General features: G+C 58.9%; 12 protein-coding genes. 4 read left to right on the top strand and 8 right to left on the bottom strand.

The window, feature by feature from the left end; translation table 11 throughout:
- Positions 1–48: 48 nt before the first annotated feature.
- Together ABLV64_RS25710 and ABLV64_RS25705 are read left to right on the top strand one after the other, a co-directional pair.
- Positions 49–948, top strand: a complete 900-nt coding sequence (locus ABLV64_RS25710; protein ID WP_032456285.1) for an ABC transporter substrate-binding protein — start codon at positions 49–51, stop codon at positions 946–948.
- A complete protein-coding gene (locus ABLV64_RS25705; protein WP_305956134.1) occupies positions 926–2,350 on the top strand; it encodes an LLM class flavin-dependent oxidoreductase in 1,425 nt (474 codons plus the stop codon). The genes ABLV64_RS25710 and ABLV64_RS25705 overlap by 23 nt, the downstream gene beginning before the upstream one ends.
- Positions 2,351–2,397: 47 nt before the next feature.
- Here ABLV64_RS25705 and ABLV64_RS25700 read toward each other — a convergent pair whose 3' ends face one another.
- The 8 genes from ABLV64_RS25700 to ABLV64_RS25665 form a co-directional block, all read right to left on the bottom strand.
- Positions 2,398–3,198, bottom strand: a complete 801-nt coding sequence (locus ABLV64_RS25700; RefSeq protein ID WP_004203279.1) for a PhnD/SsuA/transferrin family substrate-binding protein — start codon at positions 3,196–3,198, stop codon at positions 2,398–2,400.
- Entirely contained in the window at positions 3,191–4,177 is a 987-nt protein-coding gene (locus ABLV64_RS25695) for a fatty acid desaturase (RefSeq protein ID WP_348843103.1), read from the bottom strand. Before ABLV64_RS25695 ends, ABLV64_RS25700 begins: the two co-directional genes overlap by 8 nt.
- Positions 4,178–4,641: 464 nt before the next feature.
- Positions 4,642–5,388, bottom strand: coding sequence for a proteasome-type protease (locus ABLV64_RS25690; protein WP_049093377.1), 747 nt, complete (start codon positions 5,386–5,388; stop codon positions 4,642–4,644).
- Positions 5,389–5,404: 16 nt separating this feature from the next.
- Positions 5,405–6,220 carry a transglutaminase family protein gene (locus tag ABLV64_RS25685; RefSeq protein WP_017900188.1) on the bottom strand — a complete coding sequence of 272 codons (816 nt, stop codon included), beginning with the start codon at positions 6,218–6,220 and terminating at the stop codon, positions 5,405–5,407.
- Complete coding sequence (locus ABLV64_RS25680; protein ID WP_002910835.1) at positions 6,217–7,146, bottom strand: alpha-E domain-containing protein; 930 nt, start codon at positions 7,144–7,146, stop codon at positions 6,217–6,219. The genes ABLV64_RS25685 and ABLV64_RS25680 overlap by 4 nt, the downstream gene beginning before the upstream one ends.
- Positions 7,140–8,579 carry a circularly permuted type 2 ATP-grasp protein gene (locus tag ABLV64_RS25675; protein WP_004180417.1) on the bottom strand — a complete coding sequence of 480 codons (1,440 nt, stop codon included), beginning with the start codon at positions 8,577–8,579 and terminating at the stop codon, positions 7,140–7,142. The genes ABLV64_RS25680 and ABLV64_RS25675 overlap by 7 nt, the downstream gene beginning before the upstream one ends.
- A 286-nt stretch (positions 8,580–8,865) precedes the next feature.
- Positions 8,866–10,257 (bottom strand): carbohydrate porin, encoded by a 1,392-nt coding sequence (locus ABLV64_RS25670; RefSeq protein ID WP_348843104.1) that lies wholly within the window; start codon positions 10,255–10,257, stop codon positions 8,866–8,868.
- Positions 10,258–10,357: 100 nt separating this feature from the next.
- Positions 10,358–11,716: a glycoside-pentoside-hexuronide (GPH):cation symporter gene (locus ABLV64_RS25665; RefSeq protein WP_049093379.1), complete on the bottom strand. Its 1,359-nt coding sequence runs from the start codon at positions 11,714–11,716 to the stop codon at positions 10,358–10,360.
- A 512-nt stretch (positions 11,717–12,228) separates the two neighbouring features.
- Here ABLV64_RS25665 and ABLV64_RS25660 point away from each other — a divergent pair.
- Both ABLV64_RS25660 and ABLV64_RS25655 read left to right on the top strand, forming a co-directional pair.
- Positions 12,229–13,971: an alpha,alpha-trehalase gene (locus ABLV64_RS25660; protein WP_043520531.1), complete on the top strand. Its 1,743-nt coding sequence runs from the start codon at positions 12,229–12,231 to the stop codon at positions 13,969–13,971.
- A 251-nt stretch (positions 13,972–14,222) separates the two neighbouring features.
- Positions 14,223–16,343, top strand: coding sequence for a TonB-dependent siderophore receptor (locus tag ABLV64_RS25655; RefSeq protein ID WP_348843105.1), 2,121 nt, complete (start codon positions 14,223–14,225; stop codon positions 16,341–16,343).
- The last annotated feature ends 36 nt before the right edge of the window (positions 16,344–16,379 follow it).

The following is a 16,379-nucleotide window of genomic DNA, read 5'->3' as shown; positions in this document are numbered from 1 at the left end:
ATGACCCCAGCGCCTGGCGCTGATTAACCTGAAAATAAAAGAGGTATTATGAAGCAATTATTTGGCAAGGCCGTCACCGCCCGTCGATTTCGTCTCTCGTTGCTGGCCGCCGGGCTGTTCAGCCTGAGCGTTTACACCTATGCCGCCAGCGTCACGGTGGGCGGGGCCAACTTTACCGAAAGTTCCATTCTCGCCAACATCTACGCCAGCGCGCTAAAGAAAAATCATATCGAGGCCAACACCCGTCTCAACCTCGGCAACCGGGAAATTATTATTCCGGCGCTGCAGAGCGGTGAGATCGATATCGTTCCGGAATATCTTGGCGCCCTGCTCAATTTCTATAACGGCAAAACCGAGGCCACCAGCCAGCAGGACGTCAGCGCTGAGTTGGCTCAGGTCCTGCCTGCCGATTTCACTCTGTTGAACCCGGCTCCGGCCACCTCGATCACCGCCTGGGCGGTACGTGCCGAGACCGCGGAGAAATACCATCTGCGCACCCTCTCCGACCTGAAGCCCGTCGCCCCGCAGCTGGTGATCGGCGGACCGCCGGAGCTGGCGGTACGCGCCCTGGGCCTGCCGGGGCTGAAACGCGTCTATGGTCTTGAGTTCAAAGCGGTGAAATCGCTGGACATGGGCGGGCCGCTGACCCGGCTGGCGCTCAATTCGGGCAAAATCGATGTCGCGACGGTCGTCTCCACCCAGGGCAATCTGGCGAAGGAGAAATGGGTGGTTCTGGAAGATGATAAACATGAGCAACCGAGTCAGAACGTGGTGCCGCTGGTGCGCAAAGCCAGTCTGACGCCGGAGATCGGCGCCGTGCTCAATGAGGTCTCCGGCAAACTGGACAATGCCACGCTGATTGCCCTCAACCAGCAGGTAGATCTTCAGCATAAAGATCCAGCGGCCGTCGCCGACCAGTGGGTTAATGCCAACCTATCCCAACACTGACCTTCACTCCGCCACGGATGGCGTTCAGCCGCGAGTCCACGCTATGTCTACCCGACACATGATCCTGAACCTGTTCTTTTATAACCCACAGGGGGATTACCGTTTCTCCTGGCGTCACCCTGACGCGCCTGAAGCGGACATATTTACCCTCAACTATTACGCCAGTCTGGCGCGCAAGGCCGAAGCGGCGACCCTCGACGCTATCTTTGTCGCCGACCATATCGCGGTGTGGGATACGGTGCCCAGCGGCCTGACCCACTACGCCAACGCCCGGCTTGAACCCCTGACGCTGCTCTCCGCCCTCGCCGCGGTGACGGAGCATATCGGCCTGATGGCCACCGCGTCCACCTCCTATAACGAACCCTATAACCTGGCTCGCTACTTTGCCTCGCTGGATTTGCTCAGCAATGGCCGGGCAAGCTGGAATGTGGTCACGTCGTGGCTGGAAGAAGAAGCAGCAAACTTCGGTCTGGAGCAGCTTCCCCGCCACGGCACGCGCTACCAGCGGGCCAATGAATTCATCGACGTGGTCACTCGCCTGTGGGATTCCTGGGAAGATGGCGCGGCGATCTTCGATAAAGCGCGCGGATTATTTGCCGATGCCGATAAGGTGCATCATCTCGAGTATCAGGGCGAGTACTTTCGCGTGCGCGGCCCGCTCAACGTCCCTCGCCCGCCGCAGGGCCATCCACTGCTGGTGCAGGCCGGCTCTTCGGAAGCAGGGAAAGCGCTGGCCGCCGCCTGGTCCGATATGCACTTCGTGTTTATTCACTCGATCGCCGAGGGGCTGGCCTATCGCGAAGAGATGAATCAACGGCTGCGCCAGCACGGGCGCGATCCGGCCCATTTCAAAATCATCGCCGGGGTCCTGCCGGTGGTGGTGAACTCCGACGAGGAGAAGGCGGCCCGCCAGCAGCTTAACGAACAGCTGATGAGCGACCAGATGGCTATCGATCTGCTCTCCTCTTATCTTCGAATGGATCTCAGCGCCCTGCCGAGGGACCAGCCCCTGCCGCCGCTCCCTGATGAAGAGAGCTTTGACGGCATCCGTACCGCGCTGAAGCTTATCCGCCAGTACGATCCGCGGCTCACTCTGCTGGAGTTGGGGAAGTTGTTATTACAGAGTTCTGATAGCTGGCTGCTGCTGGGCAGCGCCGAGGAGATTGCCGCCACCTTAACGGAGACCTGGCAGGCGGGCGCCGCCGATGGGTTCAACCTGATGTTCCCGCTGCTGCCGGGAGACTTTGACCGCTTTGTTGACCAGGTGGTGCCGCTTCTGCAGCGTAACGGCGTCATGCGTGACCGCTATCCGCCCGGCACCCTGCGTGAAAAGCTCGGTCTGCCGGCGGTGGCAAACCGCTTCACCGCCCCTTCCCGCCCCGCGTTACCGCCGACGCCGTAGTCTGCCATGACCCGCCCCGGCGCAGATCGCTGGCCGGGGCATTTTACCTATAGCTGGCTGACTCCCTGCGCCGCGGCCTCATCCCGCCACGCCAGCAGCGGAGCATAGGCCTCCCGCGACATATCGCTATAGCCGCAGATCAGCAAGGCGTCGCACAGGGAACGATAGCGCGCATCGCTCACTAACTGCTGGAGCGCCTCGCGCAGGCTGTTCAGCGTCGAAGCCGGGGTGGCGCTGGCAGTGATCAGCGGCAGCCCTGGCGCGTCCGGGCTCCAGCCGATCGCCACCAGTCCTGCCAGGGCCTGCGGCTGATGTCGCTGCAGCAGAGCGTAGGTCACACAGTCGATGGCGGCGATATCGGCGTTTTCCTGCTGCAGCTCGCGCAGCGATTGCCGATGGCTGCCGCTAAACACCACAGCCGAAAAAAATCGCCCCTCCCGCGAGAGCGGCGCGACCATTTTGCGCAGCACGTTGTAGCCGGACTGCGAGTGCTCGGCATTGCACACGGCCCGGCGGCCAAAAAAGTCCGCCAGCATCCGGTGACTATCCGCTTCGCGGACCACCAGCAGGCTGCGGTAGCGGCGCCCTTCGCAACCGGGCGCGGCGTAGTGGAAGCAGCCCACCGTCTGCACCTCCGGCAGCTGGGTCACCAGCGGATAGCCACAGGTCTGACTCAGCAACAGCCTCGGCTGACGCCAGTGGGCCAGCAGATCCTCGGGGTCATCCGCCGGCGGGTCCCCCGCCACCATCACGCCGCGTTCGGCCAGCAGCGACTGTACCGCCTGCCACAGAGCCTGGGTCTGTTGACGGTGGATGGCATACATCGGAAAGGTCATGCGTTCAGCCATGTTCTCCTCCCGCCTGCGCCTGCTCGCCAAAGCCCGGATGGGCGTTCACCGCCACCGCCCGGCGGCTAAAATGGCGTCGCCACTCACCGTACCCACGCACCAGGAACCCCTGATTACGCTGCAGATAGGCCGTCTGGCGATGCAGATACAGCTGACGTAAAGCGTACCAGGGAACCCCTGGCAGGTCATGATGCACCGCATGGTAGTTGAGATTGAGGAACAGCACTCGCCAGGGGAGCCCGGCCTCGTTGATCACCGAGCGGGCCAGCGGGTCATCCGCGGCCCGGTGTTCGAGAAAAGAGCGCACTTTGGTCAGGGCCAGCGCCGGGTAGCTCACCGCCAGCACAAACCACAGCGGGGATAAACCCTGCGCCGCCATCCAGGCCAGCAGGCCCGTCAGCAGCAACAGATGCAGGCTCCACATGGCGATGGCGCGGTGGTCGCCCTCGCGGAAAGCCCGCAGCGCGCTGCGCAGGGTGTGAACGATATCCATCAGCGGCGCCAGCAGCAGACGCCCCCAGAAGGTATTGCGCAGGTGGATAAGGCGGCGCTGCCAGGCTGAGAAGCGCTGCCAGCTTTCCGCGGTCACGTAGTACGATTTGGGATCATCCTCGGGGTGCGTCAGCAGATGGTTGCGATGGTGCGCCAGATGGCTGTCGCGATAGACGCCATAGGGATACCAGACCGCCAGCGGTAGCGTCCCCAGCAGCTGGTTAAACCATGCCAGCCGGGTGGGATGCCCATGGATCAGCTCATGCTGTAAGGACATATACCAGGCGGTAAACCAGATCAGCAGCAGCGTGGCCGGAAACAGGCCCAGCGTCCGCCAGCCCGCCACGCAGGCAAACCAGCCGCCGTAAACCGTCACCAACAGCAGCCAGGTCGGCAGCTCGCTGCGCCACAGCCAGCTGCGCGCCAGCTGGCGGATCAGGATGCGCTGTTGGTCATCCACATAGACAGCCGTCTTCTTTTCCGTCACTTCCGATACCTTGCCGTGTTGCCTCATTCCCTCCGAAGATGTGAGATAACACGTTAAATAACAAAGTATTTAATTTACTTAGCTTTGCCAAAAAGCGCGTTTGTATTGAGCACGGCAAAAAATACCGTCCATGGCGCAACAGGCTGGCGGCGTTTAAACAGATCCATTGCCCGGCGGCGCTGCGCTTGCCGGGCCTACGGGATGCCCCCCCGGTCCATCCAGGCCGGTGCAGGCGCAGCCCCGCCGGACAAAAACAGTAGAGTCGCTTTTGTGCCGGGCGGCGACGGCACCTTGCCCTGCCGACGATCCGTGCGACCTGTCGTTAATTAATTCACCATTCTTGTTGAAACTCGCTGTTGGCAGCCTCGACACCGCTGTAACTTTACCGCCAGGTCGAGGACACTTAAGGGCTCCATTGCCTTATCCATCTTCGCGTCGAGGTTAGTTGTAGCGCATCAAAGAAACTACTCCTCTTCCCGCTCTGCTGGCGTCCAGGCCGGCAGAGTCTGGAAGGTGTGCAACAGCCCCTCGGACCACGCCTTGCGGATGCGGTTGAAGTAGGGATCGCTGTCGGTGATGCGATGCTGCCCGGCGCTGCTCAGGCTGCCGCTGCGGTAGAGCAGCGTATCCAGCGGCAGGCCAACGGACAGATTACTGCGCAGCGTCGAGTCAATGGAGATCAAGGCGCAGCACATCGCCTGCTCCAGCGGCGTATCGATGGTCAGCACCCGATCGATGATCGGCTTGCCGTACTTGCTTTCGCCAATCTGGAAATAAGGCGTGTCGCGGGTGGCTTCAATAAAGTTGCCCTCCGGATAAATATGGAACAGACGATGGGTTTCGCCGGCGATCTGGCCGCCAAGCAACAGGTTGCAGTTGAAGTTGGTGTTACTGCAGTTTTGCTGGTTGCTGCTGTCGCGCTGGATCACCTCCAGCAGCGTTTTACCGATCAGCATTGCGGCGTCGTAGAGGGAAGTCACCTGCATCAGGTTCGGCTCCTGCTGGGTACGGATCCGCGCGCTGAGCAGGCTTATCACGCTCTGGGTGGTGGCCAGGTTGCCGGCGGATTGCAGCACCAGCACCCGTTCCCCTTCCTGATGGAAAACGTGCAGCTTTTTAAAAGTGGCAATATGGTCGACGCCCGCGTTGGTGCGGGAGTCGGAAGCAAACACCAGTCCATCCGCCAGGCACATGGCCACACAGTAGGTCATTGCGGTTATTCCCGTATTATTGCTGCTGCGCCTGCTGGCTGTGTTCGCGCACTTCAGCGTTGGTTAACATAATCTCCCCGCCGCCGCCCAACCGGGTGCCCCGTACCGGGCAGGCGTCGAGATAATCCAGCCCGGTCGCCAGCCGCAGATGCTGATTCAGGCGACGGGTATTATTGGTGATATCAAACGACAGCCAACGGCCGTCGAGCCACACTTCCGCCCAGGCATGCATCGCGACATGCTGGGCGTTATCGCTGTAGACATAGCCGCTGACGTAGCGCGCCGGGATCTCCAGCGCCCGGCAGCAGGCGAGAAAAACATGGGTATGATCCTGGCACACGCCCTTCGCCCGGGCGAAGGCGTCGGCAGCGGAGTCCTGGACCTGGGTCGCGCCGGGGGAGTATGGCATTCTTAACAGCAGATCCGCCATCAGTTGATTCAAACTCTCTTCCGCCGCATCGGGACGATAGAGGCGCTGGGCGAACTCACGGATCGCCGTATCGGCGCGGGTCAGCGGCGTACTGCGCAGAAAAACCAGCGGCGACAGCAGCTCGGCCTCTTCATCACACGTCTCTTCCCCCTCGTCGGCGATATCGACAATCCCGCTGGCGCGGATGGTGATCTCTTTATGCGGGTTATCCAGCGTCAGCACATGCAGCACATTACCCCAGCCGTCGGTAGTGGTCACCGCCGCGCCGTCCGGCAGGGTCAGCGTCCAGGCGGTGATCGTCTGCCGTCCGGTGCTGCGCGGGGTCAGGCGCAGATACTGGGTGGAAAACTTCACTTCTTCATCGTAGCCATAGCGGGTGAGATGATCGATGACCAGTTTCATAAGGCCTCCAGATAGGTTTGTCTGATGCTGTCGGACAGGGCGTTAATTCTCGCCAGCAGTCCGTTAAGCGTGGTCTGCAGGTCCGCCTGCGCCAGGTCGTCACGGGTGCTGAAGCGCAGGTCAACGTTGAGCTGATGGGCGAGGCGCAGCGGCTGATAAGAGCGATCGTTGGCGATCTTCTCCAGTTCGCCCACCAGGTCGGCAATGCTGGCGCGCAGCGAACGTGGAATATCGTTACGCAGGATCAGCAGCTCCATCACCGTTTCGCGACTGACCGGCTGGCGGTAGAGGCTGTTGTAAGCTTCGCGGGCGCTGACCGCATTGAGCAGGGTATCCAGCCGGTAGTATTCGCGCACCGGGTCCGGATCGTTGGTCAGCTGTTGATCCTTAATTAGCAGCAGCTGGGTGGTGGCGAACGCGCGCTCGATCAGCGTGCCGATACCGATAAAACTCAGGGCGTCGTTGCGCAGCAGCGTGCCTATCACCGCTCCGCGAAACAGATGCACCCGCTCTTTCACCCACTCGAAAAAGCCGTCGCTCCCCAGTTCGCCCAGCCCCTGCTGGCGGAGGGTCCGCAGTTCGATGCGGGTGGCATTGATGCTCTCCCACACTTCGGCCGACAGACTGCCGCGCACCGCGTGCGCGTTGTTCCACGCCATCTCCACGCAGCTGTAAATACTGCAGGGGTTGTTGCCATCGAGGGCAAAAAAGTTGAGCAGATTGCTCATGGTAAAGCGGGCATGGCGCGCCTGAAACAGCTCGTGGGTCATTGACAAATTCAGCGGTAGCGCCAGATCCCGCGACTGCTGGCTGTGGCGGGGGATCATTGATAATTTCCAGGTCACGTCCAGCACCCGGGCGTAGCTCTCCGCCCGCTCAAGGTAGCGGGCCATCCAGAACAGTTCACTCGCCGTACGACTTAGCATGATGCGTCATCCTCCATCACCCAGGTATCCTTGGTTCCGCCGCCCTGCGACGAGTTGACCACCAGCGACCCTTCGGTCAGCGCCACGCGGGTCAGGCCGCCGGGCACCAGCCGCATCTCCTGTCCGGAAAGCACATAGGGGCGTAAATCGATATGCCGTGGCGACAGCCCTTCATCAACGAAGGTTGGGCAGGTCGACAGCGCAAGGGTATCCTGGGCGATATAGTTGGCCGGATTGGCCAGAAGGCGCTGGCGGAAGGCCTCCCTCTCCTCTTTGGTGGAACGCGGGCCGACCAGCATGCCGTAGCCCCCGGCGCCATGGACCTCCTTGACCACCATCAGCTCCAGATTGCTCAGCACGTAGCGCAGATCCTCCGCTTTCCGACACTGCCAGGTGGGGATATTGCTGAGGATCGGCTGTTCGCCGAGGTAAAAGCGGATCATCTCCGGGACGTACGGATAGATCGATTTGTCGTCAGCCACCCCGGTGCCGATGGCGTTGGCCAGCACTACGCCGCCGGCGCGATAGACGGACAGCAGCCCCGGGACGCCGAGCATCGAATCGGCGCGGAAGGCCAGCGGGTCGAGCCAGGCGTCGTCGATGCGGCGATAAATCACATCCACCCGCCGCGGCCCCTCGGTGGTGCGCATATACACCGCGCCGTTTTTAATAAACAGATCGGCGCTTTCCACCAGCTCGACCCCCATCTGCTGCGCCAGGAAGCTGTGCTCGAAGTAGGCGCTGTTGAAGCGACCCGGGGTCATCACCACGACACAGGGATCATCCACCAGCGAACTTTCGCGCAGGGTCTGCAGGAGGTAGCTCGGGTAGCGCTCCACCGGCGCAATGTGATGCTGCTCGAACATCTCCGGATAGAGGCGCATCATCATCTTACGGTTTTCGAGCATGTAGGAGACGCCGGACGGCGTGCGCAGATTATCCTCCAGCACGTAATACTGACCGTCGTTATTGCGCACCATATCGACGCCGGTGATATGGGCATAGGTGTTATTTGGCAGGTTGATGCCCTGCATGCACGGTTGATACTGCTCGTTGGCCAGCACCTGCTCGGCCGGTATCAGCCCCGCACGCAGGATATTCTGTTCATGATAGATGTCATAGAGGAAAGCGTTCAGCGCTTTCACCCGCTGGCGAATGCCGCGGTCAATGCGCTGCCACTCCCCGGCGGGTATGATCCGCGGCACGCTATCAAACGGGATCAGCCGCTCGGTTCCCTCATCCTCGCCGTACACGTTAAAGGTGATGCCGATACGGTGAAAAAGCAGTTCCGCTTGCGCTTTTTTCTGCCGGATAGAGAATTGATCGGTGTTGCGAAACCATTGCCACCAGGCATTATAGTGCGGCCGCTGCTCACCCTGGGCGGTCAGCATCTCGTCATAATAATGCCCGTCAGGAAGCGTTATTTTTATCATGGCCGTCTCCTCCGGTTGTACTCACTTTGTGGTAATCCCGATAAGAGATAAGCATTAATTATGCCAGGTCACACAGCGCGTCGGCGCAGCGTTACGCTGTGAGGCTATGGCTTTGAGTTGATTAAAAAACAACCAGACACTTTGCTTATTTGTGGGCGGTTTTTAGCGTTAAACGCACCAGTTTGGGGCAAGTGGATTCACGGGACGCTGAGGCTTCGCGAGCCACGCCGCGTAGCGACAGGCGGCTGAATAGCACAGAGCCTGCGCTGTGCAGGCTCTGTGTTGCTCAGAAGAAATACTTGAAGCGCAGCCGGCCGCCATAGCGGGAGTCTTCCTGGCCGTCGCCGTTGTTTGGGTTGGATTCAATCCATGATGCGTAGGCCCCAAGATAGATGTTGAAGTTCTTCATATTCATTACGTTCGGAAACAGGTACGACGCATGGATTGTGTGGATATCATAGTTGCCCGGATCGGCGATCCAGCAATTATCGTCGCAGTTAGCGATAAAATCAGCGGTGTTAAAGCTGTCGATTTTGTTATGCGCGTAAATGTAGCCCTGCTCAAAACCGTGCCACAGGGAGTTAACGCCCGCGGTAAAGTCAGTCTCATCTTCGGCATCCATATAAGCGACGTTAAGGTTGGTCACCACGCCGTCCTGCGGATCGGTTTTTTGCCCATTCCACGTCATCGTATAGCCATAGCCGGTACGGCTGGACTGGTCGACCCAGCGTCCTTTCGCATCGTGATAGCCATAGGCGTTATTTACCACGTTGCTTTCCATGGCGATGGCAGTGGAGAAGCGCCCGCTGTTCCACGCGATAACCGGGCGCAAATAGGCCACATTTTTCTCATTTTCCAGTGCGGTGCCATGATACTGCTGGTCCTGGAATAGCGTGCTGCCGTTCTCCAGCAGGGTATTCAGTTCGAAATACCAGTTATCAAGGGTTTTGCTCATCAGGAAGTTGCCGCCGCTGTTGCTCCGACCGCGCCCTTCCTTCATCATGTAAATATAGCCGTAGCCGTCACTGTACAGATCGTTGGCGGTGTTCCCGGAGTATTCCACGAACGTATCCTGATTCAACGGGAACATATCGTAGGCTTCGAAACGACCAACCTTCACCTTCCAGTCGTTCTCCTGGCCAAAAAAGAATACCGCATCATCAAGATTCATTTTGCCGTTCAGGTCGGCCAGCGGCTGGACGGAAAAACCGGCAAAACGGCCATTATCCATTTTGCGCATGCCGTCAAAACCTAACAGCAGGCGGCCATTAATATCCCAGCGTTCATTATTGCCCGGCGCCCAGTCTTTATTTGCCGTGGTTTTTACCGAAGTCAGGCTCCCGCTGCTGCTGGCGCCATCCATGTTAAATTCGACATCACCATAAAATTTGATATCCCCATAGCCGGACAGCGTTAGTGTTGTCGGCTCCGCGCCCGGTGCGACGGGCTCGGCGGACTCCACTTTGACAGTTGGCGTGCTTTTCGCCACCACGCTCTGCTGTCGGGTTAAGGTCTGGATTTTCGCTTCCGCATCGGCCGCTCGTTGCTCAGCATTTATTACGCGCTGTTCCAGCTGCGCTAAACGTTTTTCAATATCCGTCGGGTGATTATTCGCCGCGGCCCAAAGGCTAGAGGAGAACAGGCCACTCATAATCAGAGCCATATAGTTTACTTTCATTATTAACATCCCTAATTACATTGTTATATGTTTCATCCAGGGTATAGCCGGGCTATCCAGGGAATTACCTGCATAGCCCTCTTAATACAGCGTGGAATATTCAGGATTCGGCGAAAGTGCCGTGTTTTAAATCATCAACGATGCCGTTCATTCTGTTTTCCGTTAAGCCGTAGAATTTAATCGAGACGGCGGTAAGCACATAAAACACGGAAGGGACCAGAGTAAACAACAGCACCACGCCCTGCACCGCTGAAGCCGACTGCACCGTGGTGTTAGCGGCGTAATGGAAATAGGCCAATATCCAGCCGAGGATGGCCCCGCCGACGGCGACGCCCAGCTTGATGACAAAGATATTTGCTGCGACATTCATACCGGTAATACGCCGCTGGGTTTTCCATTCGCCATAGTTATTCACGTCGGTAATCATCGACCACTGCAACGCGCCGTTGCCGCCCTGAATGATAGAAATCAGAATATGCACGCCGAGCACCGCAATCCAATATTGTACCGGGACGATAAAGCAGACCACGCCCAGCGCGGCGGTGAGAAGATTAATCCAGAAAGAGAATCGGACCTTACAAAAGCGCGTCCCGAAGGGTTTGGCCAGCACCGAACCCAGCATGGAGGCAAACATACCGCCGAGCATGAATATGGTAATCACGTCGGCGCCTTTATGCAGGACGCTGTTAACATAATAGACGACGGCGCCACCGCGAATTACCACGGCGATCAGCATCATAAAATTGTAAACGGAAAGAATACGCCACTGATCGTTACGAAATAGTATTTTCACGTCCCGCGCGATGTTCAGGTTCTGTTCTTTAATCGGCTGCACGCGTTCTTTAGTCGTGGCGAAACAGGTGATAAACATCAGGCAGCCGATAACGCCAAACAGGGCCATCGAGACCTGAATACCGGTCGCGCGATCGCCGGGATAGAGAAAATCAGCCAGCGGTAAAATAAAGGCAGTACCGAGCGCGCCGCCGATTGGAGTGATAGCAAAACGCCAGGACTGCAGCGAGAGGCTTTCGCGCGGATCGGAGGTCAGCGCCGCGCCCAGCGAGCAGTAAGGAATATTAATCGCCGTATACATCAGCGTCATAAATATATAAGCCGCCACGGCGTAGGCAATTTTTCCGGAGTCGGAAAAGGAGGGAATGGAATACACCAGCACGCAGCTCACCGCAAAGGGCACGCAGATCGCCAACAGCCAGGGGCGAAAGCGGCCCCAGCGGGTTGAGGTGGCGTCAGCAATCGCGCCCATAATCGGATCGGTAATCGCATCCAGCAGACGCACCAGCAAAAACATCGTCCCCATTACGGCGGGCGGCAGGCCATAAATATCGGTATAAAAATAAGCCAGAATAGCCACAGACGAGTCAAATACGATGTGACTGGCTGCGTCCCCCAGGCTATAACCTATTTTCTCTCTGACAGAAATTTTTTCGCCAGCAGACATACACCACTCCTTTATGCAAAATGAAACCGGTTTCTGTAGTGTCTGCATTTTTTACTTATCCGCTATGCGCGGCGCCATTATGTTTTTTTATTAATTATTTATGTTTTTTAATTTATGTGATCCTGCCAGGCTTCAGTCATATTAATCCCGGTATTTTTGCCTGACAGATCACAGCCTTCATCCGTTGCGCAATTTTTAAAATGCGATAAATACGAACCTTATTGTTACAGATAAACATCCGTTCTTTTTTCGGATGCCGCTATCGAATGACGCTTATTATTCACGCAAAAACATTCACGACAAAAATAACACCAGCCAGATTATATATAATTAAGATTATAATATTCGGCTGAGCAGAAGAGTGCCGCCTGGATAGCACCCGGTGAGCGGTAAATTCTCTGTTTTAGCGCAAAATGTTAGCTTCGACACGCGCAGCGGCGGATATTCGTCTATGGTTTTCTGATGGCCAAATGCAGTGGCACATGAGTCTGCAATGATAAGGAGAACAATCCATGACGAGTCCCTTTTCCCGTCGCCCCGCTACCCTGCCTTATGCTCTTCGTCTGGCGCTAGGGGGTGCGTTTATCGCCCTGGCGACGCTGACCGCTGAGGCTGAAGAAACCCGTCCAATCCCGCAATCACCCGATATCCTGCTCGGTCCGCTGTTTAATGATGTGCAAAGCGCGAAACTGTTTTCTGATCAGAAAACGTTCGCTGACGCCATTCCGAACAGCGATCCGCTGATGATCCTTGCCGATTACCGGATGCAAAAAAACCAGGCCAGCTTCGACCTGCGCCACTTCGTTGAGCTGAACTTCACGCTGCCGAAAGAGAACGACGCCTATGTGCCGCCCAAAGGGCAAACCCTGCGTCAGCATATCGACGGCCTGTGGCCGGTCCTGACCCGCAGCACCGTCGAGGTGGAAAAGTGGGACTCGCTGCTGCCGCTGCCTAAGCCCTACGTGGTCCCCGGAGGACGCTTTCGCGAAGTCTATTACTGGGACAGCTATTTCACCATGCTGGGTCTTGCCGAAAGCGGTCACTGGGATAAAGTCGAAGATATGGTCGCCAACTTCGCTGCGGAAATTGACACCTGGGGCCATATCCCCAACGGTAACCGCACCTATTACCTCAGCCGTTCGCAGCCCCCCTTCTTCTCCTTTATGGTAAGCCTGCTGGCGACGCACGATGGCGACCAGGTGCTGAAAACCTACCAGCCGCAGCTGGAGAAAGAGTATCGCTACTGGATGGCCGGGGCGGACGCGCTGGCACCCGGCAGCGCCGACAAACGGGCGGTGCGGATGGCGGATGGCGCGCTGCTCAACCGCTACTGGGACGATAACGACACCCCACGCCCCGAGTCCTGGCTTGACGACGTCAAAACCGCCAAAAGCAACCCGAATCGTCCGGCCACCGAGATCTATCGCGACCTGCGCTCCGCCGCCGCTTCCGGCTGGGATTTCAGCTCCCGCTGGATGGACAATCCGCAGCAGCTCGCCACCATTCGCACCACCTCGATTATCCCGGTCGATCTCAATGCCCTGATGTTCCATCTGGAGAAAACCCTCGCCCGCGCCAGTAAAGCAGCGGGGGACAGCGCCGGCGCTACCCGGTACGACGCGCTGGCCAACGCCCGCCAGCAGGCTATCGAGAAATACCTGTGGAATGAAAAAGAGGGGTGGTACGCCGATTACGATCTGAAAACCCACAAGGTGCGCAATCAGCTGACCGCCGCGGCGCTGTTCCCGCTGTACGTCAATGCCGCGTCGCGCGAGCGAGCGACGAAAGTGGCGGCCGCCGCCGAGTCGCGGCTGCTCAAACCCGGCGGGCTGACCACCACCACCGTCAACAGCGGCCAGCAGTGGGACGCCCCCAACGGCTGGGCGCCGCTGCAGTGGGTGGCCGTCGAGGGGCTGCAAAACTATGGTCAGCAGAAGATCGCCATGGAGGTCACCTGGCGCTTCCTGACCAACGTGCAGCATACCTATGACAGCAAGCAAAAGCTGGTGGAGAAGTATGACGTAAGCTCAACCGGCACCGGTGGCGGCGGTGGGGAATATCCACTGCAGGACGGCTTTGGCTGGACCAACGGCGTCACCCTTAAGATGCTGGATCTGATCTGCCCGCAGGAGAAACCCTGCGATGCGCTGCCTGCTACCCGTCCGGCGCCAACGCCTTCACCGCAGGACAAACCTGTTGCGGCGCCCGCGGCTAACGACCCCGCCCCTGCGGAACCGCAAAAGACCGGCTCCTGACGCTTTGCCGCCCCCTACCAAAATCGGTAGGGGGAAGCGGTCTCCCTGCTCACTACCGTCCCGCGCAGGCCCATTCTGCGGCTCGCGGGAAACCCTTCTCCATCCCCTCGCGCTGAACAGATCACCTTTTCGCTTGATCGCATAAATACAAACAATAATAATTCGCATTACTTTTTAACGAATAATGACAGATTCGTTTTTCCCGCGGCGGCGTACAGGAGTACCAGACCGCGCAGGTTCAGGATGATCTTATGAACGTGGCTATTTCTCGCAAACGCCCGGGGCTGCTGTGCGCCCTCGCGATCGCACTTCCCTTCACCGCGCAGGCCGAAGAGACGGTGGTGGTAACGGCCAGCCCGCCGGCATCCGCCAGCGCGCCGACTGAGGGCTATAGCGCCAGCACCTCGCTCGGGGCGACAAAAACCGACCAGCCGTTAATCACCACCGCCCAGTCGGTGTCGGTTGTCACCCGCCAGCAGATGGCGGATCAGGGCGCGAATACCATCAGCCAGGCGCTGGAATATACCCCGGGGGTCTACTCCAGCTTCGGCGGCGGCGCCACCCGGTTTGACGCTATCTCCCTGCGCGGCTACCACGGCGGCGACGTCGATAACCTGTTCCTCGACGGCATGCGTCTGATGAGCGACGGCGGCAGCCATAACGTGGTGCAGATCGACCCGTGGTTTATCGAACGCGTCGATGTGATCCGCGGCCCCTCCTCCGCGCTCTACGGGCAGAGCGTGCCGGGCGGCGTGGTCAACCTGACCTCCAAGCGCCCGCAGTTCAGTCAGCAGGGCCACGTCCGCCTGACTGGCGGGACGCAAAATACCAAAGGCGCGGCCTTCGATTACACCGACGCCATCAATGAGCAGTGGGCATGGCGGCTGATCGGTATGACCCGCAGCAGCGACACGCAGTATGACCATACCCGCGAAGAGCGCTACGCCATTTCACCTTCCCTGCTGTGGCAGCCGGACAGCGATACCTCGCTGCTGCTACGCGCCTATCTGCAAAAAGATCCTTCCGGTGGCTATCATGGCTCTTTGCCGCTGGACGGCACCCGCTACGCGCACAATGGCCGTAAGCTCTCCACCAGCACCAACGAGGGCGATCCGGGAGATGGCTATCAGCGCCGCCAGCAGATCTACAGCTATGAGTTTGACCACCAGTTCACCGACGTCTGGTCGGTCTATTCCGCCGGAAGCTACACCCACACCAACGTCTCCCTCGATCAGGTCTACCAGGTCGGCTGGATAGATGACAGCGACATGCTGGCTCGCGGCTACAGCGGCTCGCGCGGTTCGCTGGACGGCTGGTCAACCGATAACCGCCTGCGCGCCGATTTCAATACTGGCGATCTGGCGCATACCCTGATCCTCGGCGCTGAATACCATCGCTTCCGCAACGATCTGTGGACCGGCGCCGGCGGCGCGGCGCCCCTTAACCCGTTTACCGGCTATACCACCCAGACCGGGCATACCGTGACCTACAGCGATGATAATAATCGCCGTTATTACCAGACCGGGCTGTATCTGCAGGATGAGATGGTCTGGGACCGCTGGCATGTGGATGTTTCCGCCCGCTATGACCGTATCGTTTCCCAGCAGGTCAGCGATACCTTCGGCACCTCAAACCGCCGTTCAGACGACCATATCAGCGGCCGCGCCTCGCTGTTGTACGCCCTGGACAACGGTCTTTCGCCCTACCTGAGCTACAGCCAGGCGATTACCCCGGCGATGCTGCCCGGCGCTGACGGCAAACCGTTGAAACCGACCACCGCCGAACAGGTCGAAGCCGGCCTGAAGTTCCAGCCGCCGGGCAGCAGCGACCTCTATAGCATCGCGATTTACGATCTGATGCAAAAGGATGTCGCCACCCGCGACCCCAACATCGCCACCACCACCTATATTCCGGCGGGTAAGGTCCATTCCCAGGGGGTTGAGCTGGAAGCGCACCACCAGATCACCCCGCAGCTGAGCACCCTCGCCTCGTATACCTGGAATCGTCTGCGCTTCCAGGACACTAAGGACGGTACCGACAACAACACGCCGCAGCTGACCCCGGATCAGATGGCTTCCTTCTGGGCGCGCTATCAATTCCCGGCGGGGATCTCGCTGGGCGCCGGCGTCCGCTACATTGGTAAACAGTGGGCGGATGATGCCAACACCGCGCGGCTGCCGTCGGTCACGCTGATGGACGCCATGATGCGGGCCGACCTCGGCGTCTGGTCGCCGGGGCTGAAAGGCGCTTATGTGCAGGTCAACGCCAACAATATCGGCAATCGTGAATACGTTTCCGGCTGCTACGGCACCGGCAACTGCTACTGGGGAGCAGAGCGCAGCGTCATGGCCACCGTGGGCTACGACTTTTAACTGACAGCGTAAAGATAAGCCTCCGCCCGTGACGGC

Source organism: Klebsiella sp. JB_Kp031 (assembly GCF_040064295.1).
GTDB lineage: Bacteria > Pseudomonadota > Gammaproteobacteria > Enterobacterales > Enterobacteriaceae > Klebsiella > Klebsiella quasipneumoniae.
The sequence above is the reverse complement of the archived record's forward strand: the minus strand, read 5'-3'. Positions and strand labels throughout refer to the sequence as shown.

What these genes read in the sequence shown, in the direction of transcription:
- ABLV64_RS25705 (WP_305956134.1), top strand. Translation starts at nt 926, where the DNA reads ATGCCAACCTATCCCAACACTGACCTTCACTCCGCCACGGATGGCGTT.
- ABLV64_RS25655 (WP_348843105.1), top strand. Translation starts at nt 14,223, where the DNA reads ATGAACGTGGCTATTTCTCGCAAACGCCCGGGGCTGCTGTGCGCCCTC.
- ABLV64_RS25700 (WP_004203279.1), bottom strand. Translation starts at nt 3,198, where the DNA reads ATGGCTGAACGCATGACCTTTCCGATGTATGCCATCCACCGTCAACAG.
- ABLV64_RS25665 (WP_049093379.1), bottom strand. Translation starts at nt 11,716, where the DNA reads ATGTCTGCTGGCGAAAAAATTTCTGTCAGAGAGAAAATAGGTTATAGC.
- ABLV64_RS25710 (WP_032456285.1), top strand. Translation starts at nt 49, where the DNA reads ATGAAGCAATTATTTGGCAAGGCCGTCACCGCCCGTCGATTTCGTCTC.
- ABLV64_RS25690 (WP_049093377.1), bottom strand. Translation starts at nt 5,388, where the DNA reads ATGACCTACTGTGTGGCCATGTGCCTGGCGGATGGACTGGTGTTTGCT.
- ABLV64_RS25670 (WP_348843104.1), bottom strand. Translation starts at nt 10,257, where the DNA reads ATGAAAGTAAACTATATGGCTCTGATTATGAGTGGCCTGTTCTCCTCT.
- ABLV64_RS25675 (WP_004180417.1), bottom strand. Translation starts at nt 8,579, where the DNA reads ATGATAAAAATAACGCTTCCTGACGGGCATTATTATGACGAGATGCTG.
- ABLV64_RS25685 (WP_017900188.1), bottom strand. Translation starts at nt 6,220, where the DNA reads ATGAAACTGGTCATCGATCATCTCACCCGCTATGGCTACGATGAAGAA.
- ABLV64_RS25660 (WP_043520531.1), top strand. Translation starts at nt 12,229, where the DNA reads ATGACGAGTCCCTTTTCCCGTCGCCCCGCTACCCTGCCTTATGCTCTT.
- ABLV64_RS25680 (WP_002910835.1), bottom strand. Translation starts at nt 7,146, where the DNA reads ATGCTAAGTCGTACGGCGAGTGAACTGTTCTGGATGGCCCGCTACCTT.